The following is a 14,077-nucleotide window of genomic DNA, read 5'->3' on the forward strand; positions in this document are numbered from 1 at the left end:
CTCCAATACTTGTTATGCTGCGCAAAGCATACAACTGTAGGAAGAAGGGTTTTTCACATTAAATAATAACACTGGCTGTTTAGATGGTAACTTAGTAAAATCTATTGTCGGAAGAAGTTTCGTTAACAATTCTGGTCTTTCCTCACGAATAGATGTTACAACAACTTCAATATCCTCTGTGAATTCGACTATCTCAATCCCTTCTTCACTTACAGTTTTCAGCCTATTTCTACTCCGAAATAAAGAAGCCTTTACTGCACCTTCTGATACAGAACACACTTTAGCAATATCAGCGATACTATATTGAAAAACATCTTTTAATAATAAAATTGCGGATTGCTGTACATTTAATGAAGACAATACTTTCCCTACCATTTCATGCAAATCTGCAATGTTCTCATGTGGTTCTTCAAAAGTGATTTGTTCTCTTATTTTTTCATGAACAGACTTAGACTTTATCTGATCTAACCAACGATTTCTTGCTATTTTATAGACGAGTGTCATACAAATATCTTTATTTCTATATTTTTGAAGCACTTTACACACTGTTTCTTGGGCGAGATCTTCCCCATCCCATTTGTTTTTCGTTAAAAAAGTACAGTATCTTTTTAACTCTCCATATTGTTCAATTAAAAAGTTTATATTTGAATGATTCATATCGATATGGTTCTTTAAAACATGAGTTACTTTTGTGCACAAAATAACCACTCCTTTTCAGCGCTTACTTAATAAACGATTCAACATTAAAAAAAGTTACGGGGATATAAAAAAATAATGTTTATGTTCAATAATTCGCGGTCATAAATATGTTATGTACAATTTTACGTGAGGAGGAACAAATTTGCCAAAATTAACAATTGAAGGTGCGGGAACTTTTGATGTGAAAGAAGGAACAAAGTTAGTATTAGCAATTGAAGATAGCGGTGTCAACATTCTTCATCGTTGCGGCGGGAATGCACGTTGCACAACTTGTAGAGTAGAAATACTAGCAGGTGATTTCTGTGAAGCGAGTGCGAATGAGAAACATGCAATGACGGAAAAAGGGATTGAAGATCATTTACGATTATCTTGTCAAATGCGTGTACATAAAGATATAGTCGTTCGTCCGGTACTTACAGTTGAAAATTCAGGTCTTGATGCTGGACCGCGTCCAGCGGAGTAAAGCGATGAATTTAAAACAGCTCGCTGGCGAATATGCCGCTAACTTTGTAAATGATGGCATGAAGATTGGGCTTGGTACAGGTTCTACTGTATATTGGACAATACAAAAATTAGGTGAGCGTGTAAAAGAAGGATTATCATTTCAAGCTGTACCGACATCAAAGGAAACTGAAGCATTAGCACATCAACTAAATATCCCCCTAATTTCGTTAAACGACGTACAAAGTCTTGATCTTACAATTGATGGAGCGGATGAAATTGATTCAAATTTACAACTTATAAAAGGCGGTGGCGGTGCATTACTTCGTGAAAAAATCGTTGCCTCTTCCTCTAAAGAACTAATTATCATTGCTGATGAATCGAAACTTGTAACACATTTAGGTACTTTTCCATTACCTATTGAAATCATCCCTTTTTCATGGAAACAAACCGAAAATAAAATTCAGTCTTTAGGATGTCAAACAACATTACGTTTGAAAAACAATGAAACCTATATAACCGATAACAATAACATGATTATCGATTGTATATTCCCTAATCATATTTCTAATCCTGTTCATTTACACACCCAATTAAAAATGATTACTGGTGTAGTTGAAACAGGGTTGTTTATAAGTATGACGAGTACAGCAATTATTGGTACTAAAAATGGGATAAAGAAATTGTAATAAAAGCTAACTTTTTAAAGTTGGCTTTTTAGTATGTTCTTCTTCTCTTAATAGTGCTTTATTATGATATACTAGGAAAACGCAAACTGATTACACTAGAAAGGACTGAACATTTTGCAATCCAAACTTATAACAGAACTTACTGATTTAGAAACTGCCTTTCATATTCGAAAAGAAGTATTTGTAAAAGAACAAGGTGTTCCTCTTACAGATGAATTCGATACATTCGATGAAATCGGAGAGCAATGTAAACATATTTTAGTTTATTATCATGAGCTTCCTGTAGGTACAGGGCGTATACGATTTGTTGATGGCGTCGGAAAATTAGAACGTATTTGCATTTTAAAAGATTATCGTACATACGGATTAGGTAAAGTCATCATTCAAACGTTAGAAGAAATTGCTCGTAACGAACAAGCTACAAAAGTGAAACTACACGGGCAAACACAAGCTGAAGGATTTTATAAAAAATTAGGTTATGAAACTTCTTCTGATATATTTATGGAAGATGGCATTCCGCATATACTTATGACGAAAGTGTTATCATAATAAAAAGGGTAGTATATGAATCTTATGTATTCATACACTACCCTTTTTTATTAATAGAAAAGTGAATTCTCAAGATTCCCTTTTTCATCAAAGCCCATCATCTCTTAGTCCATACCTAGGTAAAGCTTACACTGTTTTCCATAATGATAATGCATAAATCCAGTTCGGATCACTATTTCCTTGATAACTCTGGACTGCTTCATATACTTTTCCTTCGTGTAGAACTCTATCTCCCTTTTTATATGCTTTTTTTGCATCCCACGCTTCATATGAAGCGCTTTCGGTTTTTGTAGTAATTGTGAATATATCACTCTGTACGGATTCATTTCCAGCTACATCAACAGCTTTTACTACATATTTATAAGTAGTATTAGCGAGCAGATTTTTATCCATATAAGAAGTTGTATTGGATGTTGCAATTTTTTTCATTGATCCTTCTGTTTCTCTATAAATATCGTAATGGTCTACACCAATATTATCGTCAGATGGACTCCACATTAAATCCACACTTGACGCTGTCGTTCCCATACTATGTAATCCTTTTGGTTGTGTTGGTGCTTCTGTATCAGGAGTCTCAACTGTCGTTTTTACTGTAAGCGCTGCACTTTCTTTCGATACATTTCCAGCTGCATCAATTGCTTTTACAGTATAAGAGTATTCTGTACTTGGTTGTAATTTCTTATCAATAAAATGAGTGCCTAGTACTGTATCAATCATCTCTCCGTTACGGAAGATTTGATATCCTTTTACCCCTACATTATCCGTAGAAGCGTTCCATGTTAGTTCTACACTATTCGCTGTTACTTTTTGCGTCTGAAGTCCATTTGGAATACTTGGCGCTTCTATGTCTGGTTTCACATCATTAATAAGATTAACATCAATTACATTATAGAATGCATTTGCTGTATCAGCTACATCCCATACTGCTAAAATCACATGATATCCACTACGATCAGTAGGTACATTGATTTTATGAGTTAAATTATTTGAAGCTGCAGAACCATCATGTTGTACTGTTCCAATTGGTTCAAAATCTGCTCTTGTTAGCGCTTTATTTGGATTCCATCCTTTTTTAGTAATATAGTAATGCCACTTACTCGTTAAGTGAGGCGCAGTATACTTCCAAGTAAATGTATTTTCCCCACCAGTGATTGTATTTTTAAACCAACGATTTGCTGTTTGTTGATCTAAAATACCACCAAATTTTCCGCCTGCTGAAGCAATTTGTCCATCTACTGGACCACCTTCTGGGAACCCTTTTGGAGCTTCTAAACTTTGTGGTTCATACATAACACTTCCACAGTTTACATTTAGCGCACCATAAGTTGAACTACATAAAGCGGATCGGCTACCGGGCTTTTCAACAAAACCGTGCGCATAAGCATTTTGAGGAATAAGTGTCGTACTAATAATTCCAGCTGTTAATGCTACAGCTCCTAAACTTTTTTTGTTCATTTTCATATTTTGTAGTTGTTTTAAAAATCGATTATTCATGTTCATGTCTCCTTCTTGTTATACTTTGTAGTGGAATGTGGGCTTTGATGTAAAAGAATAACAAGAGACAAACTTGTACCGATGTATGTGTTAATTATGCATACACCGCAGTGAAATTATATTTTTCTTGTGAAATATTTCACTTTATGAATATATCATGACATAGAAATTACCTGAGTATGTGCAGAAGTTGTGCAGAAACAGTGAAATTATTACTAACATGTAAAACTAAGTCCTAACATTTTAAAATAAAATTCGAATATATTTATCTATCATCTTTACTTCATAATTGACAATACATTTAACTGGTTAACTTTTATTCTTATACTTATATCTCTCAGTGCCTTAGTTTTAACCATACTAGATATTAAAAATAAGAATTATAAAGTTAAATAAAAAGCATCCTATTTAGATGCTTTTCTAATGTATAATTTCATTTTTTCACTGACCTACAAATATAAAAATTTCATCAACAGCTTCCTTATATCCACCTGATTTTTGGAAAGATTTCTTCAAATTCAAAGCAACTTCTTTAAATGACGGATTATTTAATACCATTTCTACACTTTCACTTAGTTGATCCGCAGTTAATCCTTGCATTTGTAATTTTATTCCTGCTCCAAGACTCTCCACTTGCTTTGCGACTACTGGCTGATCTGCACTTTGCGGTATTACAACGAGCGGAATCCCGTTATACAGTCCTTCATGCGCACTGTTCATCCCGCCGTGTGTAATAAATAGTTTCGTATATGTAAGCAGCTCAGTTTGGGGTACATAGTTTTTCACAATGAAGTTTTTAGGAATTTCGCCTAGATCACTTATTTTTGTTTTACTACCAATAGACATAACAATTGTATGCTCACTATTCTCAAAGGCCTTCATACACAGTTTATAAAAGTCAATCGCTTCATTAAAAACAGTACCTAATGAAATATAAATCGGACTTTTTTCTTCAATTGAAGTAAAATCAACGTCTCTGTTTTTCATTTGTGCAGAGATAGATGGTCCTACAAATTTATATGTTTCATCAAACGTATCACCAAAAGGCTGGAACTCCTTAATTGTATATACAATAGTAAGGGGTGCAGGATTACAGAAAACTTCATACGATGATTTTATTTCAACACCATATTTTTCAGCAATTCCCTTCGTTAAGTTTTGAAAATCATTCTGTATTTTATCATAAATTTCTACTGGGATATTTTTTGATAGATGACCTAACATTTGCTCAAAGGATTTTTCATCCTGCGCAAAAGATGTGCATGAATTTATGGCTGGAAGTTTAAGGATTTAAGCAATTAAATGGCCACAGCCAAACATAGAATCATGAATTATGTAATCAAAATGTTCACCTTCAATTTGTTCTAAAACGCTAGGTATTACAATATCCGCTGTATGTAGAAGGCCATTTATTCTTTCCTGCAAATAATTTCTGCCTCCAGATAGAAACGTTTTTATAAATTTTTGATCATCAATCGTTCGTACAGTAGCACCTGTCTTCTCAATCCGCTCCCTGAAAGCTTCTATTGAAAAATAAACGACCTCTTCACCACGAGAAATCAATTCATCTACAACTTGTAAAGTTGGATTTATATGTCCTTCTGATCCAGCATTAATAAATAAAACACGCGCCATAATAAACACTCCTTACGTTAAATCATTTCTATGTTGGCAAGAGTACGGATTCTTTCCATACTCTTTTCCTAGCTGTTCGTATCATGTTCCTACTAAATTGACCTAGCGAGTCTAAAACCGAGATCATCTATATGAAATGTAGGATGGCTTCGACGACGACAAGTAGCGCCGCACCCTCTCGCTGTTTCAGCCCAACTACCACCACGAAAAATACGGTATGATCCGTACACTGTTTCATCATACAAATCATAACACCATTCCCAAACGTTCCCTAGCATATCATAAAGTCCCCATGCATTCGGTTCTTTTTGGCCAACGTCATGAATCTCTCCATTTGAATTTTCATTATACCACGCTATATCATGAAGTTTCCCGTATGTATATCCGGTTGTACTTGCTTTACATGCATATTGCCACTCCGCCTCAGATGGTAATCGGTAGCCATTTGAATCTAAATTACATTTCACAATTTGACCACCATCACTAATAGAATAATATTCTTTTAATCCCGCTTTTTTTGAAAGTACATTACAAAACGCAATGGCATCGTTCCATGAAATATTGACAACTGGTTTATGATTTTTATCAAAATTATTTAATGTACTATTTGTAATAGCATCATATAGTTCCATTGTTACAGCATACTTTGCAAGAAGAAATGGTTGAATTTGTACTAGCCATTCTTTTTTTATTCGATCATCTGTTAATACTACCTCTCCAGCTGGAATATTGACCATTAATGAATCGATTAGTTGAATTAAATCGTTAGTCATTTTCTATTCCTCCAAACGTTCATTTTATATGAACTTAAAGTCATATACTCATTACAAAATACAATTTTCAAAAAGCGTTAAATTTTTCATAATAAAAACCGATTAGTTTAATTAAACTAATCGGTAAGATCCAAAAAGAATTGTTGTGTCACATTCTATTATTATATGTGCTCTAAAAATTTCCGAACCTCATTTGGAGATTTTAAAACAATAACCTTTTTCTCTTCCGGCAATTGCTCTAACCCTTTTAAAATTGTAGGTCGTTTAGCATTAGGATATTCCCATATCCATTTAAAAAATTGCAAATCAAATCTTTCTTCACATCCCGCGCCCATATCTGGTCTTATTTTATTCCGGTATTTTACAATTCTTTTAAAAGCACGATAAATACAAATTGTTCTATGAATATCAAGGAAGATAATTGTATCAGCTGCATTCAGTCTTATACCCATCGTCCCACCATAATTCCCATCAATAATCCACTTCTCATCTTTAATTAAGTTATTTTGAACTGCTATTTGTTCTTCTCTCGGAACACCTTCCCAATTCGGTTTCCAAAATAATGCATCAAGATGATGCACCTTAATATTTAATTTATTCCCTAACTGCCTTGGTAATGTAGATTTTCCTGAACCACCAGAACCAATTAATATTATTTTTTTCATACCTTTACGATACCTTCTATAACTTCTTCAATAGCTTCCTTATTAGCGAAAATCCAGGAGAACATTTCTTCATTTAACTTTAATAAATCTGGTAACTGGACAAAATAAGCAATAAAGATAATTTGAATTGAAAGCATAACATACCAAATGGCTTTTAGTTCTTCTTTCGTTAAATCATTTTGTTTATAATAACCTTCAAAGACTTTGCTAACGATATGTAACCATTTCCCTCTTAATCTTTCATCACTAAATAGCTCGCTTAATATACTTGTACAACAATAACATAAATCAAATATTTTTACATTATTTTCTAAAATCTCAAAATCTATAAACCCTTCCAGTTTATCATCTTTAAAGATTACATTTGATAGATGCATATCACGATGAATAATTTGTCTCGGTAATGGATGGACTGTTTCCTTGAAAGCTGCGTGCATTCGCTCCATCTTTTGAATTACCTCTCGATGAACATACTCATTCTTTTCTAAAATCGGTATAGCCCATTCAAATACCATCCTATATAAATCTCTTTTTATTAACTCATGGTCACTATTCACCGAATGTAATGCTTTGTGCAGATTAGCTATTTCTTCTCCAATTGTACTTGCTAGCCTTTCCAGCTTATTCGTATCTTTTATTTCTAAAACACTTCCGGCAACATACTCATATAAGCAATAATATTTTTCTTTATATAATACATATTGTTCATCATTTTCTGTCTTTACTACTCTCTGTACTTTAATTCCCTTTTCATACAGTTGCTTCAAAACATCGAATTCAACTAGAAGTTGCTTTATTGATCCTGTTTTCTTTAAAATATACTCTTTATTCTTGCATATAACCTTCGCTACTTTTTGTTGAATTACAGTAGCTGTGACATGTTCATTTTGAAACCAAAACTTTGCAATTTCCAGTGCTTGTTCCATTTACAAATACCCCTTTTACAATTCTTATGTCTTCCGAAAAATAACCTCACACAGTACTCCCACTCCAACACCAATTGTATAAGCAACTAAATCACTCCACAAAAATCCGTACCCTAACACAAGTCCACCTAAAGTCGTTGCACGAATATTATCTATCCATTCCGCATGATACAATTGGCTCACTTCAATCCCGTAGCAAAACATTAGACTAATAAAAGCCAACTTCTTCGTCTCTGTTTTAGGAAACAAAAATCCAAAGCCAGTGAAAATCATTAATGCCCATAAAGCATCGCCTAAGTAATCATTTAATAGATGTGGTAGTGCAAAAGCAAACTTTCTTAAGCTAAGACCTAAAATAATAATAACTATAGTAAATAGTGCATATACTACTCTATTTCGTTTCGTATTCATTTTAAAGTCCCCTAATATGTAATGTAAAACTGTAAATAGCTAGTAAAACAAAGTTATTTTACTAGCTATTTATTAGTTGCTTTAATGATAAGAAAATGTGGATTCGTATTTAGATAATAATATGATTTTTCGTCTACTTCTTTCATTTTTTCAATTGCCTTCGGTTCTACTATCTCTTCTAATACAAAATAATTTGTAGTTTCATTTAGTATGTCTTGTAATGATCTTCTAAAAAACTTGACTTCAATAGTAATATTCGGTTTAACCCAAGTATCTATTAATAACTGTTTTTCAAAATAATTTTCACATGGAAACTTTGTGAAATCCATAAAAGGATGATGAATAGAATAAATAAGTTCCCCACCTGGCTTCAATACACGACGAAATTCTTGAAATACTTGATTCCAATTTTCTAAGTAATGAAGAGTTAACGAACTTACAATCACATCATACGTATTATCTTCAAATGGCAATGTTTCTTGCAGATCATGACAAAGGAACGTTGCTTCTTCTCCTATATTTTCTTTTGCTGCTTTTACCATTTCAGGACTTACATCAATTGCTGTAACATTTGCTCCTCTTTTTATGAATTGAGAAGTATACCATCCAGCTGCACATCCAGCATCTAGTATCTTTTTTCCTTCTAGTTCCTTTGGAATAAGCTCCATCATCGCCGGTCTTTCATAATAACTGTTATATGGATTTGCGAAATCTAGATTTTCTTTATATGTACTCGCTAATTTATCATACGTATCTTTAATCGAATCTTTCATTACACACACTCCTAATACATATTAATCCATTAACTCCTGCTGCTTTTTCTTTGAAAATGATTGTAGTACTAAATCATACGACCAATCAATCATTTTATTAATTTGCTCCTTCTCTATATCCTTATGAATATAAACAGTATTCCAATGTTTTTTATTCATATGATACCCTGGAATAATGGTTTCTGGATAATCTTCTCTTATTCTTAATGCGACTTCTGGATCACACTTCAATGTAATCGCAGCTTTTTCGCCTTCTTCATGATTTACTATCGCAAATATTTTATTATTAAGCCTCATACATGTTGCACTCCAACCATCTGGAGAATCTTCTGTCGCTTTTCTTTTCGATAAACAGTACGCTCTTGTTGCATTCATTTTAATTGGCACCTCTTATTCTTTCCCTGTTTGATTACGATGCATCACAATTTGCTTCGTTGCTTGAAATTGCTGCTCACCGTAAAACTTTATTAGCTTCTCTCCGCAAAATAGACTAACAATATGAATATGAGATATTTCTCGAAGTAATATTGTAAGCATCTTCTCTCCAATACCTTTATTTCTTACACTCTCATGTACGACAACATCTTCAATGTATGCTCGAAAAACACCATCAGAAACGACTCTAGCAAATCCAACTAATTCATTTTCTTCCCATACTCCAATGGCTATACTATTCTTTAACATTTTTTCAATATCGACTTCTTTTCTTTCTGGCCACCAACCGACAGAATCATAAAGCTTCTTTATTTTTTCTGCACAGATTGGTTGTTCTTGTTGCAATTTATACGTGTACATATGCTTCCTCCCATCAATCAGTATACATAATATTATTATAATCTCTTTTCAAAAAAGTGCTGACTATGACCTTTCGGATGATCTTCAACGACACCATACTCCCTGTAACCGTGCTTTTTATAAAATTCTGGTGCTTGAAAACTAAATGAATCTAGCAATATTAATCTGCACTCTTTTCCCTTCGCAATTTCTTCAATTTTATGTAAAAGTTGGCTACCATAACCGTCATGACGAACTGATTTATCAACCCATAAAAAGTCGATATGAAGATGATAAAAATACATCGTACCTGTTACACCACCAAATATTTTTCCTTCTTCATTTTTTACTACGAGGCTTACTTCTTCCATCGGCTGTTTTACTTCATCTGTTAAGATGGACATATTATATTGAATAACTTTATTTTTAATGTATTCTCCTTCAATACGTGTACCGTTCTCTATATGTTTCATATACATTGCTTCCTTTCAACTTAGTAAGCTACACTTTATTTTTCCCCTTTAAAATACTAATCAAAACGAATCCACCATATGTAATAAAGCATGAAAAGCCAATTATCCCTGATACAGAGACATAGCCTACCCTTATGTAACTTATAACTGCAAAACAAGCGATAGACAATAAAATAGATGGCCAAAATATAACAGCTATTTTTCTTCGTCCTCGTTTCGATGTACTTTCTTTCACTTCAGAAACACGTGTGCCAAAAAGCAATACAATACAAATAAGGATCGCTGCAAAGTAAATTGTATCTAATGACAAATTGTGATCATATAGTGCGATTCCAACTTCAAGAGCAATAATCGTTAAAATTAAAATAATGATTGTTGAAGTCTTTAAGTTTCTTTTCAATCGCTCACTCCTAGCATGCTTTCACTATATTCTTTGTATATGTACTTTAAAACTGCTGCAAAAGCTTCATCTACCTCTTTATTTTCACGTCGATTCGGTAAATCTTTTCCCCCCATCACATAAAGAAGCGGAAATTCGTTAAACATTCCTATAATACCAATATTTATTGTAGCTGTGAGTAATCCACCTGTCATATGAGCTAAATGATAATATGGGATTTCTTCATACTCTCCTTGCTGTCTTACCATGCCGCTAATAATTGGTTCCCATAATTCTGGTTCTGATTTATAACCTTGAAAGGTTTGTATGAAAAGGGCAAGAACTTCACTTAATTCTCCAACATTTTTCTCATCTCTAGCATTCTCTTGTATATAAATTTTTGAAAAGTACGTTTGTGCGTACATTTTCACAACATCCCATCCACCACAGTGCATTACAACTGACTGTGCAACGCAACTATCATGACAAGCAATCATTACCTCTACCGCTTGACTAAGTGTTAAAGAAGTTCTTCCTTGTAAATGCGGATATAACTGCGCACTATCTTCATGCGGATTAAATTTAATGTGATGAAGTATATCATTCCAATTATGTTTATTTTCCTTCACCATTTGCGTTACTACAAATCCAATGACTAATTTTGCTGCTGATGCTAACGGAATATTTAATTCATTATTATATGAAGCAACTATCCGATTATCTTTTGTAGAATAAATTGCCATTCCCACATAATTAGATTGTACCTCTTTTATTTTATTTATAACAGTTTCCATTTCCATCCCTCTTTTTATATCGTTATATTAACTTCTAATATTTCAACATTGAATGTAAAAAAACTTTTCATTAGCTATTAAAATAAGAAAAAGGTAGCATGAATTTTTTCTTGCTACCGAAAAATATTTATTCTTCTATAGGATTTTCAGGACCGTTAAGTTCCAGCTGATAAAAAGCTAAATCTAGCCATTTATTAAACTTATAACCAGCTTTTTTTATTGTTCCTGCATGAATAAATCCATAGTTTTGATGCAAGGCAATACTTTTCTCATTCTCTGCATCAATTCCAGCAATTAAGGTCATATACTCTCTTTCCTTTGCAATTTCGATTAATGTTTTCATTAAAGACGTCCCAATCCCATTTTTTCTATAATCCTTATCAACATACACCGAATGCTCAATTGAATATTTATAAGCAGGCCAAGCTCTAAATGGTCCAAATGTCGCAAATCCTACTACTTTATTATCTAATTCATATACGAAAATTGGATACCCTTCAGCCTTTTTTTGTTCATACCAATCTATTCTATTTTCAAGGGTTACAGGTTTATACGCATATACAGCTGTTGTATAAAGTATCGCATCGTTATAAATATCTAAGATGTATGCTAAATCTCTTTTCGTTGCTTCCCTTATCATTGTTTTCTTCCTTTCATCATGTTCATCTTATTTCAATATCTTTTCAATAGTTTTATTTTATCGAAATTTCCGATTTTTATCTACATACGAATACTAGCTTTTCGGAAACCATCAAGTATATTTATTGCAGCAGATAACATGTAGAAGAAAATTCCTCCCCCAATGAGCCACGTTTTAAACTCCTCTGAGGAAATAGTAAATGCATTTGCCAAATACGTAATGAATCCTTCGTTTAATAAATGTGGATTTACTACAATTACAATGAATATGATTGTTCCGACTACTTGAAGAATAGCATTTCCAATTGCCAACCTTTTCGTCCATTGTCCCTGTACTAACTTATAAAGTGATATAGCTACTTCGAAAACGATCATAACCAAAATTAGGGGCCAGTATTGAAGCAAAACATCTTGATTAAACGTTGGCGCGACAAACTTCAATCCGTTTTCTGTACCATGATATACGCCTACAAGATGATTCGCATAAAAGTAAAGTGTAGTCCAAACTGCCGTCCACATTAAACCTCCAAAAACTTCAAACTTCGAGATTGCTTTTTTCTTTGGGATATACGAGATGTTTTTCAAATCATCTGGTGTCCATTTTTTTAAACTTGTCGTCAACGGCTCGATACCTTTGTCTTTATCTGTTCTTTCTAAAATAACAAACACAAGTGTCAACCAGAAAAATACATGGAGACCCACTTCAAAAATTTCCCCTATACCTTTACCTATCAATTGTAAAATAACATTTAATACCGCTTGATCACCATTATAGCCTATAAAATTTTCTGCAACCATTGAAATGAGCGCAATAACAGCTGCAATTGGTATAATCATTTTTAATAGCGTCGTATATACATCAAAATAACGTGGTCCAATTAAATGCATTGGTCTATCCAAGTACCCATTAGCCAATGAAACTGGACTTCCCAATTTTTCGAGTACGCTCTTCACATCTTCCTCATTATAATCGTCTGGTAACATATCCTCTATTGTTGACCGTAGTTCAAGTGTAATATCTTCACGATTTTGTTCAGGCAATCTCTTCGCAACTTCATGGACATACATATCAATCAAACTCATTTTCGTCCTCCTCCTTTAATAAGTTATAAAGTTCTTTCGAATCCTTTACCCACTGCTTTTTCAATTGTAAAAATATCTCTAATCCATATTCACTTAAAACATAATACTTACGAGGTCTACTCTCTGTTTTATCCCAACTACTCGTCACTAACTCCTGCTTTTCTAATCGGCGAAGTAGCGGATATAAAGTACTTTGATCAATTGTAATCCCTGATTGCTCCAATAACTGGACAAGTGAATATCCGTACTGCGGCGTTCTTAATTGACTTAAAACAGCTAACGTTAATGTCCCTCTTCTTAACTCAGTAATTAACGAGTTTAATAAAGTATCCATTCACTCACCTCATTTCCATTACTATATGTCATACAGTATGTGTTTTATACTATGTATCGTACAGTATTAATGTGACAAAAACTATATTTTTTACCGAAAAACGGATAATGAAAAGCGCAAATTATATGATTTGTACTTTTTTAGCTAAGTTATATATATAACACTCTAAAAGATAGCAACCTTAACTACTAATTTTGAAGTTGCAGTAATGCTATATTAAGTTACAAATATCGTATACATATGATGTGAACATAACATCTCACTATAGGAAGCTATAAAAATGGCGAATTACCATGCTTGAATGATTCCCGTTTTCAGCACCTAATCAACGTTATTTCCTTCATAAACTTCATCTTGTTCAAAATCTTTATTTTTATTTGGTTTATTAGAGAAAAATAAAAAAACAATTAAATTAGGTTAATTGTTTTTCAAATGCAAAATCTTTATTTTTTTAAATAACCTATGATATTAGAAAAGACAAACTCTCCAAATGCAAGTGGTATATAAATAAACCATAACTTTAATATTGCCTTTGTTTCTTTGTGA

At 33.0% G+C, this 14,077-nt stretch carries 18 protein-coding genes and 1 pseudogene; 3 read left to right on the forward strand and 16 right to left on the reverse strand.

From position 1 onward, the window contains the following. Nucleotides 1-12: 12 nt before the first annotated feature. The gene (locus ACS2QP_RS07525) at nucleotides 13-699 is read right to left on the reverse strand and encodes an RNA polymerase subunit sigma-70 (RefSeq protein WP_000337509.1); all 687 of its coding nucleotides are present in this window, start codon (nucleotides 697-699) and stop codon (nucleotides 13-15) included. Between the two features lie 142 nt (nucleotides 700-841). On the opposite strand from ACS2QP_RS07525, the gene ACS2QP_RS07530 reads away from it, so the two are divergent. From ACS2QP_RS07530 to ACS2QP_RS07540, 3 genes are all read left to right on the forward strand, one after another. Then, nucleotides 842-1,162, forward strand: coding sequence for a 2Fe-2S iron-sulfur cluster-binding protein (locus tag ACS2QP_RS07530; RefSeq protein ID WP_001125388.1), 321 nt, complete (start codon nucleotides 842-844; stop codon nucleotides 1,160-1,162). A gap of 4 nt (nucleotides 1,163-1,166) precedes the next feature. Continuing rightward, nucleotides 1,167-1,829: a ribose 5-phosphate isomerase A gene (gene rpiA / locus ACS2QP_RS07535; protein ID WP_079004353.1), complete on the forward strand. Its 663-nt coding sequence runs from the start codon at nucleotides 1,167-1,169 to the stop codon at nucleotides 1,827-1,829. Nucleotides 1,830-1,943: 114 nt separating this feature from the next. Beyond that, nucleotides 1,944-2,378 carry a GNAT family N-acetyltransferase gene (locus ACS2QP_RS07540; protein ID WP_001190883.1) on the forward strand — a complete coding sequence of 145 codons (435 nt, stop codon included), beginning with the start codon at nucleotides 1,944-1,946 and terminating at the stop codon, nucleotides 2,376-2,378. 126 nt (nucleotides 2,379-2,504) lie between these two features. Here ACS2QP_RS07540 and ACS2QP_RS07545 read toward each other — a convergent pair whose 3' ends face one another. The 15 genes and pseudogenes from ACS2QP_RS07545 to ACS2QP_RS07615 all read right to left on the reverse strand — a co-directional run bounded on the left by ACS2QP_RS07545 (nucleotide 2,505) and on the right by ACS2QP_RS07615 (nucleotide 13,531). Next, nucleotides 2,505-3,872: a lytic polysaccharide monooxygenase gene (locus ACS2QP_RS07545; protein WP_088338682.1), complete on the reverse strand. Its 1,368-nt coding sequence runs from the start codon at nucleotides 3,870-3,872 to the stop codon at nucleotides 2,505-2,507. 441 nt (nucleotides 3,873-4,313) lie between these two features. Further along, a pseudogene (locus ACS2QP_RS07550) lies at nucleotides 4,314-5,507 on the reverse strand (macrolide family glycosyltransferase). Nucleotides 5,508-5,599: 92 nt separating this feature from the next. Next, nucleotides 5,600-6,280, reverse strand: coding sequence for a formylglycine-generating enzyme family protein (locus tag ACS2QP_RS07555; protein WP_088338683.1), 681 nt, complete (start codon nucleotides 6,278-6,280; stop codon nucleotides 5,600-5,602). A 161-nt stretch (nucleotides 6,281-6,441) separates the two neighbouring features. Beyond that, complete coding sequence (locus tag ACS2QP_RS07560; protein WP_088338684.1) at nucleotides 6,442-6,945, reverse strand: DNA topology modulation protein; 504 nt, start codon at nucleotides 6,943-6,945, stop codon at nucleotides 6,442-6,444. Then, nucleotides 6,942-7,871, reverse strand: a complete 930-nt coding sequence (locus tag ACS2QP_RS07565) for a phosphotransferase enzyme family protein (protein WP_000434081.1) — start codon at nucleotides 7,869-7,871, stop codon at nucleotides 6,942-6,944. Before ACS2QP_RS07565 ends, ACS2QP_RS07560 begins: the two co-directional genes overlap by 4 nt. Nucleotides 7,872-7,895: 24 nt before the next feature. Beyond that, the gene (locus ACS2QP_RS07570) at nucleotides 7,896-8,282 is read right to left on the reverse strand and encodes a DUF2809 domain-containing protein (RefSeq protein WP_438882281.1); all 387 of its coding nucleotides are present in this window, start codon (nucleotides 8,280-8,282) and stop codon (nucleotides 7,896-7,898) included. Between the two features lie 65 nt (nucleotides 8,283-8,347). Continuing rightward, nucleotides 8,348-9,055 (reverse strand): class I SAM-dependent methyltransferase, encoded by a 708-nt coding sequence (locus tag ACS2QP_RS07575; protein ID WP_000655261.1) that lies wholly within the window; start codon nucleotides 9,053-9,055, stop codon nucleotides 8,348-8,350. A 21-nt stretch (nucleotides 9,056-9,076) separates the two neighbouring features. After that, nucleotides 9,077-9,430 (reverse strand): MmcQ/YjbR family DNA-binding protein, encoded by a 354-nt coding sequence (locus ACS2QP_RS07580; protein ID WP_088338686.1) that lies wholly within the window; start codon nucleotides 9,428-9,430, stop codon nucleotides 9,077-9,079. Nucleotides 9,431-9,445: 15 nt separating this feature from the next. After that, a complete protein-coding gene (locus ACS2QP_RS07585; RefSeq protein WP_000288973.1) occupies nucleotides 9,446-9,850 on the reverse strand; it encodes a GNAT family N-acetyltransferase in 405 nt (134 codons plus the stop codon). A gap of 35 nt (nucleotides 9,851-9,885) precedes the next feature. Beyond that, complete coding sequence (locus ACS2QP_RS07590; RefSeq protein ID WP_025689365.1) at nucleotides 9,886-10,302, reverse strand: GNAT family N-acetyltransferase; 417 nt, start codon at nucleotides 10,300-10,302, stop codon at nucleotides 9,886-9,888. 28 nt (nucleotides 10,303-10,330) lie between these two features. Continuing rightward, a complete protein-coding gene (locus ACS2QP_RS07595) occupies nucleotides 10,331-10,702 on the reverse strand; it encodes a hypothetical protein (protein ID WP_088338687.1) in 372 nt (123 codons plus the stop codon). Continuing rightward, nucleotides 10,699-11,475, reverse strand: coding sequence for a serine hydrolase (locus ACS2QP_RS07600; protein WP_088338688.1), 777 nt, complete (start codon nucleotides 11,473-11,475; stop codon nucleotides 10,699-10,701). The genes ACS2QP_RS07595 and ACS2QP_RS07600 overlap by 4 nt, the downstream gene beginning before the upstream one ends. A gap of 127 nt (nucleotides 11,476-11,602) precedes the next feature. Then, complete coding sequence (locus tag ACS2QP_RS07605) at nucleotides 11,603-12,115, reverse strand: GNAT family N-acetyltransferase (protein ID WP_000617521.1); 513 nt, start codon at nucleotides 12,113-12,115, stop codon at nucleotides 11,603-11,605. 80 nt (nucleotides 12,116-12,195) lie between these two features. Continuing rightward, nucleotides 12,196-13,197 (reverse strand): HAAS signaling domain-containing protein, encoded by a 1,002-nt coding sequence (locus ACS2QP_RS07610; protein WP_119683528.1) that lies wholly within the window; start codon nucleotides 13,195-13,197, stop codon nucleotides 12,196-12,198. Then, nucleotides 13,184-13,531, reverse strand: coding sequence for a PadR family transcriptional regulator (locus ACS2QP_RS07615; RefSeq protein WP_000380296.1), 348 nt, complete (start codon nucleotides 13,529-13,531; stop codon nucleotides 13,184-13,186). Before ACS2QP_RS07615 ends, ACS2QP_RS07610 begins: the two co-directional genes overlap by 14 nt. Between the last annotated feature and the right edge of the window lie 546 nt (nucleotides 13,532-14,077).

The organism is Bacillus cereus group sp. Bce019, from assembly GCF_051781745.1.
In the GTDB taxonomy this organism is placed as follows: domain Bacteria; phylum Bacillota; class Bacilli; order Bacillales; family Bacillaceae_G; genus Bacillus_A; species Bacillus_A cereus.